Below are 19,824 nucleotides of genomic sequence, written 5' to 3'. Positions count from 1 at the left end.
CATAATCCCTGTGCAAATCCGAGTGAATGTCAGACGAAGGCGGCCTGTGCGCCGCCCTCTTCTGCCGGTCGTGGCTCAGCCGGCCTTCTGTAAGGCAATTTCAGGGGTGATGTACTCGGCCACGTTGTACAGGTGATATTCCCAGGTGCCGGTTTCTTTCAACCGCGAGTAACGCGACAGAAACTCTGCGTCGCTAAACAGCGACTCGAACTGGCTGCGATCGCTCCATTGCGCCTGATTGATGACGGTCTTGCCGTCGGTGCTTTTCATCAATCGGCTCCATTTGAAGGCACTGTAAGTGCGTGCCACGTAGCTGACGGTTTCTTCGAGAATCTGAATGGCCAGATCCTGAGCCCCCTCGTTTACCTGTACGACATTGACCAGATAGACCGCGTTGTCATCGGTGACGGATTGAGCGTCGAACAATTCCATTTTCATCATCATTTCCATTCAAGTGGGAAGGCAGATCGGTTCACGCCTGTGAAGGCACAGCGACGCTGACTTTTTCAGCGTCAGTCAGCCAGGGCTGGTCGTAGCGATAGGTGCTGCGGGCTTTTTCCAGGGGCCAGCCAGCCGATATGGCTTCAATGATGCTGCGCTCTGTGTGCTCGATCGCCTGGGCACGGCGTACGACCTCGACGGCCAGCTGCTGTGGAATCACCACGCAGCCGCTGCCATCACACACCAGAAGGTCGCCGGGCCGGACCGCCACGCCCGCGATGAGCAGAGGCACCTGTACAGCCTGGAGTCGAGCGCGGTTCTTTGCTGACTGCATGAAACGTCCGCGACTGAACAATGGGTAATTGCACTCGATGACCGTATCGATATCGCGTGCCACGCCATCGATCACGGTGCCCTTGATGCCATTGGCCAACGCGAAGCGGGTCATGATATCGCCCCATACCGTGCAGTCCTGGCGTCCGTTGTTTGAGGAAACAATCACCGCGCCGGCAGGTACATGATCGATATAGTTGGCAGCACCCTTGAAGACCGCAGATGCACCAACCGGCTCGTACTGCACGGTAAATGCGATACCCACGCAACGAGTGCCCGGTACTTGCGAGGCAATACCCGAAAGCCCGCCGTCGATCCCCAGGCTGTCCAGCGCATCAGACAAGGACGCAGTGTCGAGATGTTCACATGCGTCCAGCACGGCTTGCGCAATGGGCACCGCTTCAAAGTGCGCTGACATGACGTTCTCCCGGTGCCGAAGCCTGCTCGTTGCGATACCCAAACGTGCGGGACTGCAACTCGATGCACTGCTGAACGATCGCTTCGCCCACCTGGGCCGTGGTATGGGAACCGCCAAGGTCATACGTGCGTGTGGATGTGCGCGAAACCAGACTGACGGCCTGGCTGATGCATGCCGACTCGGTCGGAAACCCCAGATGCTCAAGCATCAGCGCGATGGCCATGAACATCGCGCCGGGGTTGGCCTTGTTCAACCCGGCATGGGCAGGCGCACTGCCGTGTACCGGTTCGAAATAAGCCCCTGAATTGCCGAAGTTGCCACTGGGCGCGAACCCCAGGCCACCCATTACTCCGGCGCCCAGATCGGACAGAATATCGCCAAACATGTTTTCGGCAACGATCACCCCGAAGCGCTCGGGGCGCTGCACCATCCACAGGGCAACCGCATCAACGTTTTCGATGACCCCGCTCACGTCCGGATAACGCTGAGCTGTTGCTTCGAAGATGCCCCGTGCAAACGCGCTGCTGTGCCTGAGGACCATAGGTTTGTCGACAAACGTGACCCGCGTGAAGTGGTTCTTGCGGGCGTACTCGAAGGCGTATTCGAAAATACGCATCAGGCCACTTCGCGTCTGCAGGCGCAACGTCACCGTCGCATCGTCCTGCCCTTCTCGCTGCCACGCCGCGCCGAGGGCTTCCCGCTCTTCAAGCAGCGGCACCAGTGCATCCGGGATACAACCGAAGTCCAGCCCCGCATAAAGCCCTTCGGTGTTTTCCCTGATCACGACAAAGCGAAATCTGTTTTCGCCAGTCATGTCAGTGACCGGGCGTACATTGGCGTACAGGTCGAGATTCTGCCTGAGCTGAATGACCGGACTGACATAGCGGCGGTTCTGGCCCTGAAGCGTCAGTGGCAACTCTGCTTCGGCCTCTGCCAGAGGTTTGCTGGTGATTGCGCCAAGCAATGTCGCGTCGCAACTGGCCATGATCTCCCAGGTCCGGGCCGGAACGGTTTCCCCCTCGGCCCTCCAGCATTGCCAACCTATGTCCGCCGGTACCAGATCGAACGGCAGGTTCAGCGCCGCAATCACCGGAAGCGCCGCCTCCATGACTTCAATACCGATCCCGTCACCGGGCAAGACACATATGCGCTTTCGGAGCACTTGAGTGGTCATAGCGCGACTCCCTTCGCGCCGTTCGGCAAGCCGGTGGCGATGGTCGACAACACCGCTCGCGGCGCGAGGCGCGCCACCTTGTCCTGCTGATACATGACCTCGATCGCTCGGTACTCGGAGGTCAACTGAAAGCGCTCGAGGGTGTCGCGCACGCGTTGACTGCTGTCATAGGGGAAGTTGTAAGTGCCCAGAATGATATCCATCAGCGGGCTGGGCATATTATTTTGCGGGATCGCGCGGGCTGTGGCTTCCGACAGTTCAATCACTTTCACCAGGTCATAACCATGACTGACGCCGGTACGCTCCAGATAGGCAACCAGCATACTCAGGTGAAGATTGCCGGCCCCCTTGCCCATACCGCATATGGACGTGTCGATGTATTCAGCGCCGGCTTCTATAGCCGCCGCTGCATTCGCCAGCGCCAACGACAGATTGTTATGCGCGTGAAAGCCCAGCGGCACCAACAATCGGCTTGAGAGACGACTGAACAGCCGATCTACATCGGTCGGCACCATATGACCATTGGAATCCGCGCAACAAACGATATCCGCGCCGGCCCCCTCTGCGCGCACGGCCGTATCGAGCACGGAGCCTGGCGTCTGCGAGGTCACATGCGTCACATTGGCGCTGACGCTAAAGCCGTGATCACGAGCCAGCGACAAGGTCACAAGCCCCTCATCCAGTTGATCGCGCCTCAAACAGACACGGATCATCGAAACGCCCTGCTCCTTGAGCATGGCCAAGTCATCGGTGGTGATGTTTCTGGGATGAACCATGACGGCCAGTTCGATGCGGCCTTTGGCGGCCTGTGCAATCTTTTCAATGAAGACTGCGCCTACATCACTGGTCAAACCGTGCTCGCCTTTCGGCGCGAAGGATCCTTTGCAATAACCAATTTCGCAGAGGTCCACACCCGCACTGGCCAAGCCAGCGACCACTATCTGCGCCTGATCTTCTGTGAAGTTGAAGTTGTTCCGATAACCACCGTCACGCAAGGTAACGTCGAGAATTTTTACGTCGGCCATGAGAATCTCCGGCTGTCCTTAGGGTGTCATCAGGGTGCTTGAGATGGTCTTGCCACTGCTTGAGTTTTTATAATTATCCAACAGCGCGCCATCTAACAAACCTTGCCGAGCCGACACCTTAACGTCTCGGAGTTTCGAGTCATGAACTGCTCCACTCGATATTGATCCTCGTCAAAACAGCCGAACTTGTAAACTGTCGATATTTGATGAGGGGATGGGAATTTTTTCACCGCAAGACTGTTTTACCGCCAACATGACCAGCGCGAACTCAGGCCTGCCTAGAGATAACAGCTTTCCACATAATTCATGGCAGCCTGGATGGAAGCCACCGCGCGCAAGTCTTCATGCACGCCGAGCCAGACATCGACTTCCAGCGGAGCCGACAACTCCACCCGGCACAGGCGATTATTGTCCTCTACGGCAAAACTGGGCAGTAACGCGATGCCCACACCGGTTTCGGCAGCACGAATTTGCAACTCCACCGTTTTGGCCTCCAGCACAAAGGGTCGATCACCGACGATATCCCTCAGCCATCCGTTCTGACTGTCACTCATCAGTTCATTGTCATAAGCAATAAATTCATAATGCTCCGGAGGGCGTTGCTCCAGATAAAAACGTGCGCAATAAAATGAAAAGGAAGCCGTGCCAATGCGCCGCGCGACAATGCCGCTTTCAACAGGTTTGGAAAACCGTATACACAGGTCAGATTGGCAACTGGATAACGACGAATACTGGTGATCGCCCAACAAGCGCAACACAATGCCGGGATGCATCGCCCGAAACGCCCCCAATTGTGGCACCAGCTTCTCGACCGCCACCGACGGCGGCGCACTGATGGTCACCTCCACACCCTGCACCACCTGAGCCGCAACCGCGAGACGACCAACAGCCTGGGTCTGCGCCTCGATCTGTCGCCCGATCGCCGCCACACGTCGTCCCTCATCAGTCAGTTCATACAAACGCTTGCGACGGTCGACAAGCTTTACATTGAGAGACCTTTCCAGCGAAGCGATACGGCGCGAAACAGTGGCGTGCTCCACACCCAGTATCCTTGCAGCACCACTCAGGGAACTGACCGTGGAAAACATCACGAAGTAACGCAGGTCCTCCCAGTCAAAACAGATCCTGGGTTTTCTGAACAGGTTGTTAACCTCGAAGGTAGCCGATCCGTCCACTGGAGTCATTGTCATCCAAGCCTTATCCTTATGCGGTTCGTGCGAATAGGTAGTTCTGTTATGTTTTAAACCGAGCATTGACAGGTGCGTAGAACGATAAGGATAAGGCTGACAACTTCCTCAGGCCCGGACAGCGAGCGGGTGCCGCTGGGTAGTTTAGTTTATTGAGGGGTGGGTATTGCGGAGTGGGGTTCGGATGATTTGGGACGGGGGTGTCCGAAGTGGGGATTTTGCTAGGGTGAGCATTTTAAACAGAGGCAAGGCAGAATCATTTTAGGGAAGGTCTGAAGTAGGCAGACTTTTTAACCCACTCGTTGCTTCAAGGTTTCAAAAAACGTCGTTTCAATCGAAAATCAGAACTTTGCCTCGCCCAACTCCTCTTTTTTCTTCAGACAAGCGCTTTTTAGCGTCAATTGTCCACATTACAGGCGCACCTCTCCTGTATTCAGCAGCCGTTTCGCATCATCCACAGATTGGACAGAGCAAACAGCGTGGTCTGCTGCGCAGTGTTTTTCAGCAGGCCGCGGAAGCGTACTTTCGTATAACCAAACTGGCGCTTGATCACTCGAAACGGATGCTCAACCTTGGCGCGCAGTTGAGCTTTTGCGTATTCGATTTTGCGACGCATGCGCCCGATCAGACTTTTCTTTGCATGCTTTTTATAACTGCTGGGCCGCGCTGCAATCGACCATATCATTTGGCGATTTTGATGCTCGGGACGCTTTTCGACACTGGTATAGCCCGCGTCGCCAGAGACGTAAGTTTCTTCTCCGTGCAGTAACTGGTCGACCTGAGTTACGTCAGCTACATTCGCCGCAGCGCCCACCATGCTATGCACCAAACCGGATTCGGCATCGACACCGATGTGCGCTTTCATCCCGAAGAAATATTGATTTTCTTCGTCTGGTGCATTTCAGGGTCACGTTTTTCGTCCTTGCCTTGTTTTTGGTCGAACTCGGCGCATGAATAATCGTTGCATCGACCACGGTGCCTTGGCGCAGCAACAAACCACGGTCGCCCAAATAGCCATTGATGACCTGCAAAATCCTACCGGCCAGCTCATGTTTCTCCAGCAGTCGGCGGAAATTGAGGATCGCGGTTTCGTCCGGAATCCGATCCAAGTGCAATCCTGCAAACTGTCGCAGAATTGTGGTTTCGTAGAGCGATTCTTCCATGGCCGGATCGCTGTAGCCGAACCAGTTTTGCATCAGATGAACCCGCAACATCGCCATCAACGGATAGGCAGGGCGACCACCTTCGCCCTTTGGATAGTGTGGTTCGGTCAGTTTGACCAAGCCATTCCAGGGCAAGACCTAATCCATCTCGATCAGGAAGCGTTCACGGCGGGTTTGTTTGCGTTTGCCAGCGTATTCGGCGTCAGCGAAGGACATCTGCTCATCGGGACTCAACCGTTCAGTGGTCGGGACTGGCGCATTTCACCAGATTTGGAAGTCTTTTTCAGAGTTTCCTTAGCAAGAGCATCCACTTCTTCGCGTGGGCATTTTCAATACAAACATTGGCAATGCTCACACTTGTCTGGACTTAGTCAACGCTAGCAGCAGCTTTCCTTGCAACCTCTCCGCTAAAAGACGATCAAAGTTGTTCAACTGTCTGCGGTTTTCCGTCACCGAGCTATGTCCTACCCTTGTGACGAGGAACGGCAAATATTCCTTTCGGAGATAATTCATTCCGTCACAAAAGCCTTCACAAAAGCCCAACGCTTAATAGTCCAAAAAGTCGCGAACAGAACAGCCAGAGGCCCACCAACCACATAATACACCCAAGCCGAGTCGGTCTTAAATAAAACCGAGAAAAGAGCGGATATTATAATTGCAAAAAATATACTTACACCTAAAACCATGTTTAACAAGGCAAAAGACATAAACAAAAAATAGAAATATTTATTTCTTTTCATCAGAAACCTCTTTATAGATGCTATTTCCTTTTCCTGCGAGACTATAGAAATACATACCCATCGCAGTGCCATAAGGAGTAGCCCCTATAGCTGGTAGAAAGAAGTTGTTATCCACGCCACTCACCATAACTCCAAACATCGACTTAGGCCTATTCAGACCATCAGCCAAGCCCATTTTTAAAGGAACCTTCACTAGCCCGGCACCCAGCGAAAGAGCAAAATCGGCGCTACTGTAGGCAACGCCCCCCAGGTTACCAGGAAGAAGGGAGAATGCCTCTTTTACAGGATTATACCCTTCACCTCCACCATAAAAGTGGTTGTAAATACCCGTACCGCCTTCTACGACGTTACCAGCGCCAAATGCAGCCATCGGAGCACCGAAGACGCAACCTACTCCGCTTCCACATAAAGTATACCCTGATGCCACACTAATCCCACCAGTTACAATAGATCCCGTTTCAGTACCCAAAGGAATAACATCGCGAGTCGCTAGATCTTTAGCGGCATCGATATAGCGATAGTTGAACAGTCCCTTCTCCTGCTGGGCCTCAACCCACATAAGCTCATTACCAAGCCCTGCGACGTCAGACTCTTTTATCATACTATCTCGATATTCCGAACTAGCACGATCATACTGCGCCCAGCACTTAATTACATAACACGATGCTTTGTCCAAATTCTCCTTAGTGAGCCCTCCTTTCTTCACCTCGTCACGCTTAACCATTTCTTCATCTTCATGGGACTGCCGATTATACATCGTGGCATTTTTAGTAATCCAGGCAGCTTTTTCAATTGAGTCCGCGTTGGCATCGTCAGATGAAGCTGCTGCCAAAACGCCAACAATTTGTGAAGCCATAGGAAGCAGAGTTTTATCGTTCTGGACCAAACTCTCCAAAGACACAACCAAGGCTTCATTGGCACCTGCAGCCAACGCACCAGTCCTGAAATCTCCTCCGGTGGCCTTTGACAGCAGCCCTCCCACCATCGCGTGAATAACAACCTTGGAAGGCGTTCCGTCCGCGAATGTACCGTGGGTATAGTCACCCACTGCATTGAAACTCGCCGCCGCCAAGGTGTTGAATAGCGCGGTTTTGAGCGCATCACTGCCGCTCCCGCCCGTACCCAGCGCTTTACCCAAAATGGCAGAGGTTCCATTTTGGAGAATCTGATTCGCGGCGAATTGTCCAACGCCTGTCAAGGTTGAAAGTTCGGGGCCAATGATTTTCCCGGATGCAATATCAGTATGCGTACCCGTCAAACCATCAAAGTACGCAGCCGTCAGACCCGCCGTCACACCCGAGATGACATACCCTTTTATGGCATCGGAAGAAGTTACATCTTTAAATGCCGCCCCAAGGTTCCCGCGGTTATTAATAACGCTGACCGTTGCGTTGGTAGCAGCTCCAGCCGCAATAGCGCCTGCGCCGGCAGAGAGAAACGTTGCCGTACCTGCACTCATCGTTCCGGCTGTGACTGCAGCCCCTGTCGATGCACCTACCGCGCCCATTGCCATAGGCCCCACAACAGCAGCCATGATAATCGCGATGATAATCGCGATGATAATTTGCGAGGCTGGGCCAAGACCGGAGTTGCTGTACTTGAAGGAGTCGTGAATCTCCTTCACCTGCCGCCAGTCCACGTCACCGCGCTTTTCAGCATCCTTGAGCCAGGCCAGTTGTGGATCGGCTTTGACCATTGCATCGATGCTCTGAGTGACCGTTCTCTGATCAACCTGCCTGATATCGATCTGCAGTCCATTGACGGCTTTAATGGTTACTTCACCAGCGGCAACCAGTTCGCTCTGGCGTAAGGCCTCGTCGGTATTACCTTTACCTTTGGAGGAAACCCAAAAGGCGTTGTTATTACTCTTCTCGTGACTCTCCTGATGCAGGTCCTTCACGCCCTCAAACGTAACTGCACCACCACTTTCAATCATCAGGTCCTTACCGCTCTCCAGCTTCGAGGCTTGGTACTTCTGATCTCCCCCACTCGCCAGCAACAAATCACCACCAGTGGTGATTTCACTGCCGACGTTTTTCACATCAGTCACTTCATCGCGCTGGGTTTTCTTCGCGCCGAAGCTGCCTTTTTTCTTCATGTCGTACAGCGAGTAATCACTGTCCTGCGCAGCAAGGATGTCCAGATTCTCACCCGCAACCAGATACGCCTCTTTACCGGCCGTAATACGGCTGGAGATCACGGAGAGGTTCTGTCCGGCCTGCAAGGCAACGCTACCCCCGGCATCAAGATCGGAGGAAACCTGGCTGACGTGGTCTTACTGACGGGTCAGTTTCTTGCTTTTCGACAGGGAGTGTTCTTCGTCCGCCGCAGAGCTGATGGTGAGGTTTTCGGTCGCGGCCATCCTTCAACTATCCGTGGTCAATATCTTTACAAACTTTTCAAACGCCTGAGAAACAGATTCTTTTTCTTCTGGAGAAAGCAATACATTCATAACCTGACCACCAAGAGTACAGTCATATATATCAATACCCACCCATCCTTCAGACTAAAACTCTACAACTCCTAGTTTGTTAAAACCGTCTAACTCTATCCTTTTTAAAGTCACGAAAATCTTCATCAGCAAATGATGAGTACTCTAGAGAAAAACCCTTCAAAAGTGGTTTTACGCTTTCATTAAACCAAGCGCAACTCATAAGCCCCCTCACTTCCTATCTAGAATTTCAATATTCTTGATCGCCGGAAGACACTCGCCACCCTACTTATTAAGCAAGAACTATTGTGACTTACCTGCATCAGGGCCAATCATTTTAGACCAGCCATCTTTCCCGCCTTGAAACAGTCTATTAGCTGGAACAGCAAATTCAACATAGACAGAGCCTTTGGGTGCAGCCGCTTTAAAGTCGGCGATGCCATTAGTCGAGATAAAGGTTTGTCCTCCACAGCCTTGCACCACTTTATTTGTATTTTGCATCTGCGCCAGCTCATCAGGAGACATCCACCTTTACACGAGTCATGCTGACATCGCTGATCACGTTGGTTTCGCCAAGCTTTAACGGAGAGCTGACTTTTGCTTTTTCACCTAAAACGCTAATACTATTCGTAAATCTTAGATGCAAACAATATTTTTGCAAATGTCTGCCAACTAGGGATGAGGGCTTCCTCATCTCCAGAGTTAAGTGCATAGAAATTCATTGCTCGAACTCAAGCTTCCATTGCATCCAAAAACCTTTCCAGCGTAGGGTTTTCCCATTCACCTGAATTCAACTCCAAATCCTCCCTAAGCCCACAAATAAAATCTGCAAACTCATCTCTTGTTTTAACGCTCTCAATCACCTTATCTAAATCCATAAGTCACCTATTTACAAACCCCGCGAATACAAATTATAGAACCGTTGTTTGGTGTAGTCATCTTCCTTCCAATTTCCTTGGCTATTTCGGCCTCGATGGCGGGAACGATTTTGATGGGCACGCTGTCTGCAGATTCAGCTAGAATTCGGCGATTATCTAAACAATTGGAGGCCATTGACCAACTACCCAAGAGTCAACAGAAATTCGTTGCGCAGATGCTTGATGCCCTGATCGCTTAGGCCACGACTAAAGCGAGCAGCGACGGACGGGAGGTTTTGCAGTAAGCAGATAAAACAACACCGGCACGAGGCCGGTGTCAGATCAACTCGAACCCCTACACATTAGGTGCACCGACTAAAAGCCAAGCGCAGGGCCGCACCTATATCAGAAGGGCTACTACCGCTGGGGATAGTGACATAGTTACTCTCACTTATACCCTTACCACTCCAGGCTTCTAGCTTTTCGTGATGGCTGGGGCGAATAGTGATCTGATCACTCTTACTTTCGATACTGCATTTTTTCATATCTTTAAATAATGCACGCTTGGTCTTGTAGCCATAGCGCTCCAAAGTGTTGCCAACCCATTGATCATATCGTTGATTGGTCAGATTGTAGTCGTAGAGTTCCATATCAAAAGTAGCTTCAGGATGAATCCAAACATCCTTTCGCGGCTCGGGAAGCACAAATCGGCTATGAGCCAAGGCGTCAAGCACAGCAAGGCCTAGCTCTTTATCGGCAGCGTCAGGGCTGAAAAAATACTCCACACCTTGCGGATCTGCTTGGCTACTTCGATAGCCAGAAAAAGTTTTTACGGAAATGAAATCTTTATTCATTTTCGCATCTGCCCAAGCTGTTTTTACGACATCACTCATCTTAATCTACCTTGGTAATTTTCACCGTAACGCCTTTGTTCTGACCATACTCAATAGCTCTATTAATTTGATCCCACTGAGCACTCGTCGTAGCCTTTGGAACTGCCACTTGCAATTCACGACTAGTAATTTGACTAGAGGATACTGTTACGTCTTTCAAACCGTACTCAGTAAATCCTGCGGCGGTATCAATATTTCCTTTGAGTGATGAATATACCTGGCTCGGATTGGCCATTTTAGCCGCAGTGGTCGTATCAAGTGTTTTTGCACTAGTCGCAACACCGGTCGTTCTATCAAAAAAGTCAAATGTCTTAAAGTTTGGGGGTAGTCGAGAGCCAGCTGGCAGTTGCGTCCCAAGGTAATCCTCCCAAGGCATGCCCTGTCCTTGGATACCCTTACCCCACTCAATCCCAGTAGTAGCACGGTCTATCGCTCCGCCAGTTGCTTTTGCACCTTGTCCTAATGGCTCGCTCCTTTGCCCACCTACCGCAGCTTTTGCACTCAGCCCCCCCATCACTTCGAGGGAACCGACCACCATGTTGCCTACCGCATTCCACGTATCGCCATCGACCGCCTGCCCTACGCCATATTTAAATTGCGCGGCGCCGTTGATCGCAGCAATGCCCCGGATTCCAATTCCCAGCGGCCCTGACAACCCATATATAGCAGGGCCGCCAATATTCGCCAACCCTTGCTGCTCATTGTTGACCAGCAGAGTGCCTTTTGCGTTAGCGTAGATCTGCTCCTCGGCAGTCTTGGTCCGGGACCAGCTCAACTGGGCGAATACGCCATCAAGCTCAGCTCGTGCAGCGTCGCTGTAGGCGTTTTTGGCTTCGGTCGTGCCTGCGTAGGAGAAGCCCTGAGTCGCAGGCGTGGTGCTTTGCAGGAGATTGGTCAGCCTTGCCTGCGCCTGCTCTTGACCAACATCTTTTGTCAGCTCATAGGCGTATACCTGAAGATAGGCTTGCAACTCTGACAAATCAGCCTTGGTCAAAGACTCGGGATTGGCTTTGTAGGCGTCCAACAAATTGTTACTGCGCTGATCCGACTTCTCGAGTGATACCAGCTTTCTCGCAGCCTCAATCCCCTGATCTTTTTCGTAAGCTTCTCGTGCGCTGTTTCTTTCCTTGATGTCATGGTCATTCAAGAAATTGTATTGCGTCGCGTTTTTGGCTATCCAACTACCTTTTTCAATCGAGTTGGCATCAGCGTCTTTCTGAGTGGCAGCGGCCAAGGCGCCTACTATCTGAGAACTCATGGTCAGTAAGTTTTCATTACCATTGACCAGACTATTCAGGTGCACAACCAAGGCTTCGTTAGCACCTGCAGCCAACGCACCCGCTCTGAAGTCTCCGCCTGTAGCCTTTGACAGCAGCCCCCCCACCATTGCGTGAATAATGACCTTGGAGGGCGTGCCATCCGCGAATGTGCCGCGGGTATAGTCGCCCACTGCATTGAAACTTGCTGCCGCCAAGGTATTGAATAGCGCGGTTTTGAGCGCATCACTGCCACTCCCCGCCGTCCCCAGCGCTTTACCCAAAATGGCTGAGGTCCCATTTTGGAGAACCTGATTAGCGGCGAATTGTCCAACGCCAGTCAAGGTGAAGAGCTCTGGGCCAATGATTTTCCTGGAAGCGATATCAGTATGAGTACCCGTCAAACCATCAAAATACGCAGCCGTCAGACCCGCCGTCACGCCTGAGATGGCATACCCTTTTATGGCATCGGATGAAGTTACATCTTTAAATACCGCCCCAAGGTTTCCGCGGTTATTAATAACGCTGACCGTTGCGTTGGTAGCGGCTCCAGCCGCAATAGCGCCTGCGCCCGCAGAGAGAAACGTCGCCGTACCTGCACTCATCGTTCCGGCTGTGACTGCAGCCCCTGTCGATGCACCTACCGCGCTCATTGCCATAGGCCCCACAACAGCAGCCATGATAATCGCGATGATAATTTGCGAGGCAGGGCCGAGACCCGAGTTGCTGTATTTGAAGGAGTCGTGAATCTCCTTCACTTGCCGCCAATCCACGTCACCGCGTTTTTCAGCATCCTTGAGCCAGGCCAGTTGTGGATCGGCCTTGACCATTGCATCGATGCTCTGGGTGACCGTTTGCTGATCAACCTGCCTGATATCGATCTGCAGTCCATTGACGGCTTTAATGGTTACTTCACCGGCGGCAACCAGTTCGCTCTGGCGTAAGGTCTCGTCGGTAATACCTTTACCTTTGGAGGAAACCCAAAAGGCGTTGTTATCACTTTTCTCATGACTCTCCTGATGCGAGTCCTTCACGCCCTCAAACGTAACCGCACCACCACTTTCAATCCTCAGGTCCTTACCGCTCTCCAGCTTCGCGGCTTGGTACTTCTGATCACCGCCACTCGACAGCAACAGGTCGCCACCGGTAGTAATTTCGCTACCGATGTTTTTCACATCAGTCACTTCATCGCGCTGGGTTTTCTTCGCGCCGAAGCTGCCTTTTTTCTTCATGTCGTACAGCGAATAATCACTGTCCTGCGCAGCAAGAATGTCCAGACTCTCACCCGCAACCAGATACGCTTCTTTCCCAGCGGTAATACGGCTGGAGATCACGGCCAGATTCTGCCCAGCCTGCAAAGCCACACTGCCGCCCGCCTTCAGGTCCGCAGACACCTGACTGACGTGATCTTCCTGCTCGGTCACCTTCTTGCTTTTGCCGTAGGAATGCTGTTTATCAGCCGCCGAGGACAGGGTCAGGTTTTCGGTTGCGGCCATGGCGATATCGCGCTTGGCGTCGATGCTGCTGGCGATCACGTTGATGTCGCGGCCAGCCTGGGCCGTCAGGTCGCGACCGGCGCTGACCGTGGAGCTCAGTTGCGTGATGCTAGAGTTGCTGGAGTTCGCACCGCGTGTCTGGCCTTTCTCGGCCTGGGCCGAGTCGATAGCGACATCGCGGCCCGCAGAGATGCTCAAGTCACGACCGGCCTGCAACACGCTGCCGGTGTTTTTCACGTCACGACCCGCTTGCAGGGACATGTCGTTAGCCGCTTCGATACGTGCCGCGCTGTCAGCGAAGTCCTTACGCCAAGTCGCATCATCCGCAGCACTCTGATGGCTGGTCACCGTGCGCTCGTTAATGACATCGCCGCGCAGGGCGGTCAATGTCACATCACGTCCGGCGATAATGCCCCCGGACTTGTTGATCAGGTCATTACCTGCCAGCAGGTCCAGACGGTTGCCAGCTTCTATCAGGCCGCTGTTGACCAGATCATTTCCAGCAGCAGCCGACAGGTTATTGGCCGCTCGCAAAGTGCCGACGTTGTCGAGGTTTTGCCCCGCGATCAGCGAGACGTCGTTACCCGCAATCAATGCCCCGGTCGGACCAAGGCGATTGTCGGCCTGAGCCATATACAGCACCGGCACCAGCACTTTTTCGCCATTCACTTCATGCTCTTCGAGCCAGACGATGTCATGGGTCAGCGCTGCGACTTGTTGTGAGTTCAGCGATACGCCGACCGCCAGGTTCAGCTGCTGCTTGCTGGCGATTGCGTTGTTCATCAGGTACTTGAATTGAGCCTCGTTGGAGGTTTGCCCATCGATGAAGGCCTGACCGGTGCGAGCCACGACTGCTTGCTGGACGAGGCGTTGTTCATACAACCCGTCACCCAGACGCTTGGCGCTGACTTCCGGATCGTAGCCCAGGCCTGCGAGCAGGTAATCCGAACTCATGAACTGCTTGAGTTCGGTAAGGACCGGGTTGGTTTCGATCAGGTATTTTTGCGGCTTGGAGACGAAATTGCTGGTGGGCAGGCCCTAAATGCTCACCTCGCAAGAGGTGCGTGTTGTGTATTGAGATTTTGCTCCTGTTAAGGATCGAAAATTCATGCTGAAAAAGGGCGTATTGGGCAGCTAGACTATAGGTCGTCAGGGTGGGTGCAAAAGGGATGCAACTTGACTGCAGAAAGGTTGCAAATAGGATGCAATCAGGGTGCATGTAGGGTGCAACAGCAACTGAAAATACTGCTGCAAGAGTGCACCGGATATCAGCCAAAGCAAATAAACCCTAAAAAATCGATAAATGAATGCAAGGCAATCATGAATAACGAGCAACTGAACGAAACAAGCAAGTTTCTAAGTTATATCTTGCGCCATGAGCCTCACACTATCGGATTGCAACTCGACGCAGAAGGCTGGGCAGACATCAACTCTTTAATTACCGGCGCAGCGAAAGAAGGCCGCGTACTTGACCAGGCAATAATTCAGACAGTAGTAAATAGCAGTGATAAGAAACGCTTTATCCTCTCCGACGATGGCCAGCGTATTCGAGCTGCACAGGGACATTCAGCACCAGACGTAAACCTCCAACACATAGAGAAAGAACCGCCAGAATTCCTCTACCATGGCACTGCAACACGCTTTCTAGAATCTATTCTTCAGCAAGGATTGATTGCAGGTTCACGCCACCATGTGCATCTATCGCAGGAGACTCTGACGGCTATTGCTGTCGGACAGCGCTACGGTAAACCAGCGGTTCTGAAGATTGAATCCCTGCGGATGTACCAACAGGGATTTAAATTTTTTCAGGCTGAAAATAGTGTTTGGTTAACTGAAGCGGTTCCCGTTAATTTTATTTCAATACAAAATCAACTGCCCGACAGCTCATTGGATAAAAATACATCTACAGCCAGCACATGAAAAGTAAGATTCTCTGACAAAAACTGAATACTGAAATGCCTCAACTTCGGCAGTTCGTGACTCGACACAGAACGCCATGCTTTCAAGTTATTCCTTACCAATTCGGAGTCTATAAACTCGGTCAACTTACCCAGCCGAAACTCACTTGGATCACCATCAAACTCAAAAATAGTACCTCCAGGGAATGGCTCCCGAATAAAGCATCGCACAGACTTAAACGCAACCTCCCGCCTTAAAGCCAGTACAACCTCTTCGATATCAACTACAACCTCCTTCTCATACTCAATATCAAGTATCACATTCGAGCCAACGGAACGGAATGATACTCTTGACTCACCGTATCCTGGCAGCCACTCATATGGATCTAGTATTAATTTTGGCTTACCTATTTTCATGGACGCACCGACTTTAATTGCTCTGCGCCTGTCGGCGGCAATTTGTTATTTTTAACTGATCTGCTGCCAAATCATTGAATGTCTTACCTGGATAAGCCTCAACACCTGTCTGATTTCGCCCGAACCACTCACTTCGAGGGATAGCTGCCTGCTCAAGCGCGGTAGAAGTTCGCGTATTCAAAATAAGGCGAGCCCCATTCATATCTACATAATCAACGGGAAGCTGATTCGGTTTAATTGTCCCAGCCCTCAAAGCGCCGGCTAAGTCATCAACTGTCTTGATCGGTGTGCCAGCCAGCTCTGAGTATACCTTTTGCCCATCCTCACTAAAGGACCGATCAGACTTGATTTTATTTTGAGCAAAATTTGCTTCTGTTAACGTCCCTCTCTCTGCATTAGCAAGGGTACCTGCCTCTTTTGCACCGATCCGCCAATACAAAAATTAAAATTCGCGACCTAAAATCTCTTGAAAGTCATCGACTAAATCACCAAACTCTATATCAGGATTAAGTGTCACCAGCTGATCCGCAGTCACATCTAGCGATGCAAATACCTCCTCAAGTATAGTTGCATCGATGCTTTTTTCGTAATACTCCTCAACTAAATTCTTATAAGCCGCAATACCTCCCACAAGAAAACCTAGCAGTGGATACTCTTTCAGCCCATCCGGCGAAGCACACCATGATGGCTGCTTTACACCTCGCCAAAAAAACAGACTAGCATTATCCGTAGAGAACGCTGGCTCAACTTTAAATTGCTGGAACGCCTCGGGCATAGCATTCAAATATTCAGACACATTAGGCAAAGGAGAACCACATATAACTTTCCCTGCAACACCTGCATCGGTAAAGTGCAAAAAAAACTCAGCACCGGAACCATCCCTCATTGAGGCCATCATTTCTTTGCCCGCCCCATCCCAATTACAGTTGAATGAGAAGTATCTATACTCCCACTCGGGCATAATTATGGCATCCAATAAAGCCAACCCCTGAGCCACATGTTTCACACGATAAACTGCAGGCAGTTCATTTATATTTAGAATCGAATTATTCATCTAGTAACACCTACTTGTCAGATTTAGCTCTATTCTCTTGTCGAGATAGAATCTGAAGATTTGAGCTGCAATTTGTACCATCACAATTTTTTGGCTTTATATGGTCAAACTGCCACTCGTTAGGATCTGGGGTTACGCCGCGCTGGCTTTTTTGTGGCTTGACTAACACAGTACCACTGGCATCGGATTTGACTACACCGTCGTTGGCTGCTTTATTCAACTCCAATGCCTCTTGTTTTTGTCGCAAAGTGAATTCTTTACCGGGACCAACATTTGGCGGATTTTCAATACTTGAATAATCGACTTTTGCATGAGCGCCTATCTCTTTTGCACCCTCAGCCTGAACCCACTTTCCTCCAACCCACTTGACCGCAAACCCACCAATCTCTGCGGTGATCAAACCACTGACGACGTCAAATATCAACCCACCCGCCTGCTGGTCGGATTGCGCCAGTAATTTATCCCCTGCACGCTCAAGTCCTTGAGCCGGTATAGGGCTGGTCGCCCAATCTACCCCAGAGCCTGCTGCGGACCAGATATTTTGGCCAATCCCTACCACCGTGTCGTAAGGGTGGCTGGCAAAATTTACGGCGCTGGCAGCAGCCTTAGTAGGCCATTCCAAGGCCTGATTGACACTGCCAAGGCCACGCTCGGAAAGCATATAACCCAACGTTTTCGCAGGAGCATATCCGTCAAATGTCACCTGGCTCCGATCTACACCTTTACTGGCAAAATAGTCGTCGAACAGAGCCTTGTTGTATTCGCCCAGGGTCCAGCCACCATCTTTAAAGGACTGGAGCTGAATTGCACGTTTACGCTCTTTCAGTTCATAGTCTCGTGCCTTGTCCAGTTCATCCGTTGCACGAGTGACATTCGCTTGGCAAGCACCAACGTCACCACCAGCCGTCGCACAGGCAGCCCGAGCCTTATCAGCATCCCGAATCTCAGCGTGTGATAACCAGTTGTACTGGGTAGCATTAGCGGATACGGCAGCAGAGACGCTGACATCTGAATTCCCAGCGGCAGCGCCTATTACGCCGACGATTTGCGACAAAGCAAGAAGGTTGGCCTGCGCCTGCTCATACTCGGGCGTTCCCTTGACAAGGTTTGACGGAAGTAACTTATCCCCCAGCAATCCAACCAACACTTCGTTTGCACCACCGGCAATAGCTCCGGCGCGGAAATCACCGCCCATGGCTTCAGCTAGAAGTCCACCGAGGCCTGCGTGCAAGAGAATCTTGGTAATGCTTCCGTCAGTTAACCCAATATCCCCTATAGCCACCGCCCCCTTGGCGCCGCCAATGCTGGCCGCGGTGGCCACTGCCGAACTGGCCAGGTTGTCCGCAAAGCTCCCGCCGTAGACGGCTGTTTTGATTACTGCGTCAGCCGTTATCTTTACGGCAATGGTTTTTGCGCTTGCAGAATCGAGCCCTAACTCACTCGGATTGTATCCAAGACCATCGGCCACGCCCGCCGTCGCAACTGCCACCGCATAACCTTTAATGCTGTCCTTTGATGTGACGTCTTTCAGAACTTTTCCGAGGTTGCCTCTATTGTCAACCGTACTGACGGTGGCCTTTGTCGCGACACTGATAGCGCCAGCCTGTAACATCGAGTTCATACCGGCCATCATTGGCCCCATTACAGCTGCCAAGGCAATTGCAATGATCAATTGCGAAGCGGGGCCTAATCCGGAGTTTTGATACTTAAATGACTCATGAACCTCCTTCACGAGTCGCCAATCCACATCGCCTCTCGCCTCAGCCTGTTTTAACCAGGCCATTTGTGGATCGGCTTTGACCATCGCATCAATAGATTGGCTAACCGTCTGTTGGTCTATCTGCTTGACGTCGATTGTCAGCCCATTAACAGCCTTAATCGCAATGCTTCCTTCAGCAGACATTTGCGTCTGACGAAGTGTTTCGTCTGTATTGCCTTTGCCCTTCGAAGAGGTCCAGAAAGCGTCATTATTACTTTTAGTATGACTTTCGTCGTGCAGGTCCTTCACGCCCTCAAACGTAACCGCACCACCACTTTGAATAGTCAGGTCCTTGCCACTCTCCAGCTTCGCGGCCTGGTACTTCTGATCTCCCCCACTCGCCAGCAACAAATCACCACCAGTGGTAATTTCACTGCCGATGTTTTTCACATCAGTGATTTCGTCACGCTTGATTTTCTTCGCCCCAAAACTCCCCTTCTTCTTTTTGTCATACAGCGAATAATCACTGTCCTGCGCAGCCAAGATGTCGAGGTTTTCACCGGCAACCAGGTACGCCTCTTTACCCGCAGTAATACGGCTGGAGATCACGGAGAGGTTCTGGCCAGCCTGCAAGGCAACGCTGCCCCCGGCATCAAGATCGGAGGAAACCTGGCTGACGTGGTCTTCCTGACGGGTCAGTTTCTTGCTTTTCGACAGGGAGTGTTCTTCGTCCGCCGCAGAGCTGATGGTGAGGTTTTCGGTCGCGGCCATGGCGATGTCGCGTTTGGCGTCGATCTGGCTGGCGATGACGGAGATGTCGCGTCCGGCCTGAACGGTCAGGTCGCGCCCGGAACTGGCGGTGGAGCCCAGTTGGGTGATGTCGCTGCTGTTGTGTTTGCTGTCCAAGAACAGGCTGTTGGTGACTTCGGTCGGGGCGATGGTGACATCGCGTCCGGCCTGGATGCTCATGTCACGACCGCTTTCCAGCACGCTGCCTTTGTTGATGACGTCGCGGCCCGCCGAAATGCTCATGTCGTTGGCGGCTTCGATGCGCGCGGCGCTGTCGGCGAACTCGTTGTGGCGCTGACCGCGTGCACTGTTGTCCATCGAGGTGACGCTGCGTTCGTTGATCACATCGCCATTGATCGAGGTCAGTGATACATCGCGACCTTTGATGATGCCGCCAGCGGTGTTGATCAGGTCATTGCCCGCGAGCAGATCAAGCCGATAGGCAAAGCACGTCCATTAACGGAAAGGCAGGAGGGCCATCTCACATTTAAGGTAATGAGGCTCGATAAGATTGATCTGCTCTTTTTTGAGCGCGACCTGATCTATCTCAATC

Annotated in this window: 14 protein-coding genes and 2 pseudogenes; 1 reads left to right on the top strand and 15 read right to left on the bottom strand. The window is 51.9% G+C overall.

What is annotated here, in order from left to right; translation table 11 throughout:
• Positions 1 to 75 precede the first annotated feature (75 nt).
• The 12 genes and pseudogenes from KBY02_RS13005 to KBY02_RS12950 form a co-directional block, all read right to left on the bottom strand.
• Positions 76 to 438: an antibiotic biosynthesis monooxygenase gene (locus KBY02_RS13005; RefSeq protein WP_161936255.1), complete on the bottom strand. Its 363-nt coding sequence runs from the start codon at positions 436 to 438 to the stop codon at positions 76 to 78.
• Between the two features lie 34 nt (positions 439 to 472).
• The gene (locus tag KBY02_RS13000) at positions 473 to 1,192 is read right to left on the bottom strand and encodes an RraA family protein (protein ID WP_003400491.1); all 720 of its coding nucleotides are present in this window, start codon (positions 1,190 to 1,192) and stop codon (positions 473 to 475) included.
• Entirely contained in the window at positions 1,176 to 2,366 is a 1,191-nt protein-coding gene (locus tag KBY02_RS12995; RefSeq protein ID WP_225650553.1) for an isocitrate/isopropylmalate dehydrogenase family protein, read from the bottom strand. The genes KBY02_RS13000 and KBY02_RS12995 overlap by 17 nt, the downstream gene beginning before the upstream one ends.
• On the bottom strand, positions 2,363 to 3,391 hold the full coding sequence (locus tag KBY02_RS12990) for a nucleoid-structuring protein H-NS (RefSeq protein WP_225650552.1): 1,029 nt from the start codon (positions 3,389 to 3,391) through the stop codon (positions 2,363 to 2,365). The genes KBY02_RS12995 and KBY02_RS12990 overlap by 4 nt, the downstream gene beginning before the upstream one ends.
• 278 nt (positions 3,392 to 3,669) lie before the next feature.
• Entirely contained in the window at positions 3,670 to 4,581 is a 912-nt protein-coding gene (locus KBY02_RS12985) for a LysR family transcriptional regulator (protein ID WP_074997275.1), read from the bottom strand.
• 407 nt (positions 4,582 to 4,988) lie between these two features.
• A pseudogene (locus tag KBY02_RS12980) lies at positions 4,989 to 5,957 on the bottom strand (IS5 family transposase).
• A gap of 293 nt (positions 5,958 to 6,250) precedes the next feature.
• The gene (locus tag KBY02_RS12975) at positions 6,251 to 6,481 is read right to left on the bottom strand and encodes a hypothetical protein (RefSeq protein ID WP_225650550.1); all 231 of its coding nucleotides are present in this window, start codon (positions 6,479 to 6,481) and stop codon (positions 6,251 to 6,253) included.
• Positions 6,468 to 8,843, bottom strand: a pseudogene (locus KBY02_RS12970) (DUF637 domain-containing protein); the annotation flags it as partial. The gene KBY02_RS12975 and the pseudogene KBY02_RS12970, both read right to left, overlap by 14 nt.
• A 372-nt stretch (positions 8,844 to 9,215) precedes the next feature.
• Positions 9,216 to 9,413 carry a hypothetical protein gene (locus tag KBY02_RS12965; RefSeq protein ID WP_152999819.1) on the bottom strand — a complete coding sequence of 66 codons (198 nt, stop codon included), beginning with the start codon at positions 9,411 to 9,413 and terminating at the stop codon, positions 9,216 to 9,218.
• 230 nt (positions 9,414 to 9,643) lie between these two features.
• On the bottom strand, positions 9,644 to 9,790 hold the full coding sequence (locus KBY02_RS12960) for a hypothetical protein (protein ID WP_154686159.1): 147 nt from the start codon (positions 9,788 to 9,790) through the stop codon (positions 9,644 to 9,646).
• A gap of 341 nt (positions 9,791 to 10,131) precedes the next feature.
• Positions 10,132 to 10,662: a contact-dependent growth inhibition system immunity protein gene (locus KBY02_RS12955; protein WP_058398227.1), complete on the bottom strand. Its 531-nt coding sequence runs from the start codon at positions 10,660 to 10,662 to the stop codon at positions 10,132 to 10,134.
• A 1-nt stretch (position 10,663) separates the two neighbouring features.
• On the bottom strand, positions 10,664 to 14,197 hold the full coding sequence (locus KBY02_RS12950) for a DUF637 domain-containing protein (RefSeq protein WP_225650577.1): 3,534 nt from the start codon (positions 14,195 to 14,197) through the stop codon (positions 10,664 to 10,666).
• A gap of 537 nt (positions 14,198 to 14,734) precedes the next feature.
• Between KBY02_RS12950 and KBY02_RS12945 the strand changes: the two genes are divergently transcribed.
• The gene (locus KBY02_RS12945) at positions 14,735 to 15,334 is read left to right on the top strand and encodes an RNA 2'-phosphotransferase (RefSeq protein ID WP_122319988.1); all 600 of its coding nucleotides are present in this window, start codon (positions 14,735 to 14,737) and stop codon (positions 15,332 to 15,334) included.
• 408 nt (positions 15,335 to 15,742) lie between these two features.
• Here KBY02_RS12945 and KBY02_RS12940 read toward each other — a convergent pair whose 3' ends face one another.
• Genes KBY02_RS12940 through KBY02_RS12930 form a run of 3 tightly spaced genes read right to left on the bottom strand, consistent with a single transcriptional unit; the run spans position 15,743 to position 19,616 of the window.
• Positions 15,743 to 16,168 carry a hypothetical protein gene (locus KBY02_RS12940; protein ID WP_129449356.1) on the bottom strand — a complete coding sequence of 142 codons (426 nt, stop codon included), beginning with the start codon at positions 16,166 to 16,168 and terminating at the stop codon, positions 15,743 to 15,745.
• A 3-nt stretch (positions 16,169 to 16,171) separates the two neighbouring features.
• Complete coding sequence (locus KBY02_RS12935; protein ID WP_032657166.1) at positions 16,172 to 16,783, bottom strand: hypothetical protein; 612 nt, start codon at positions 16,781 to 16,783, stop codon at positions 16,172 to 16,174.
• A gap of 10 nt (positions 16,784 to 16,793) precedes the next feature.
• Complete coding sequence (locus KBY02_RS12930; RefSeq protein ID WP_225650549.1) at positions 16,794 to 19,616, bottom strand: DUF637 domain-containing protein; 2,823 nt, start codon at positions 19,614 to 19,616, stop codon at positions 16,794 to 16,796.
• Between the last annotated feature and the right edge of the window lie 208 nt (positions 19,617 to 19,824).

The organism is Pseudomonas sp. P129 (genome assembly GCF_020312195.1).
In the GTDB taxonomy this organism is placed as follows: Bacteria; Pseudomonadota; Gammaproteobacteria; order Pseudomonadales; family Pseudomonadaceae; genus Aquipseudomonas; species Aquipseudomonas fragariae.
This window is presented reverse-complemented; position numbering and strand designations above follow the sequence as displayed.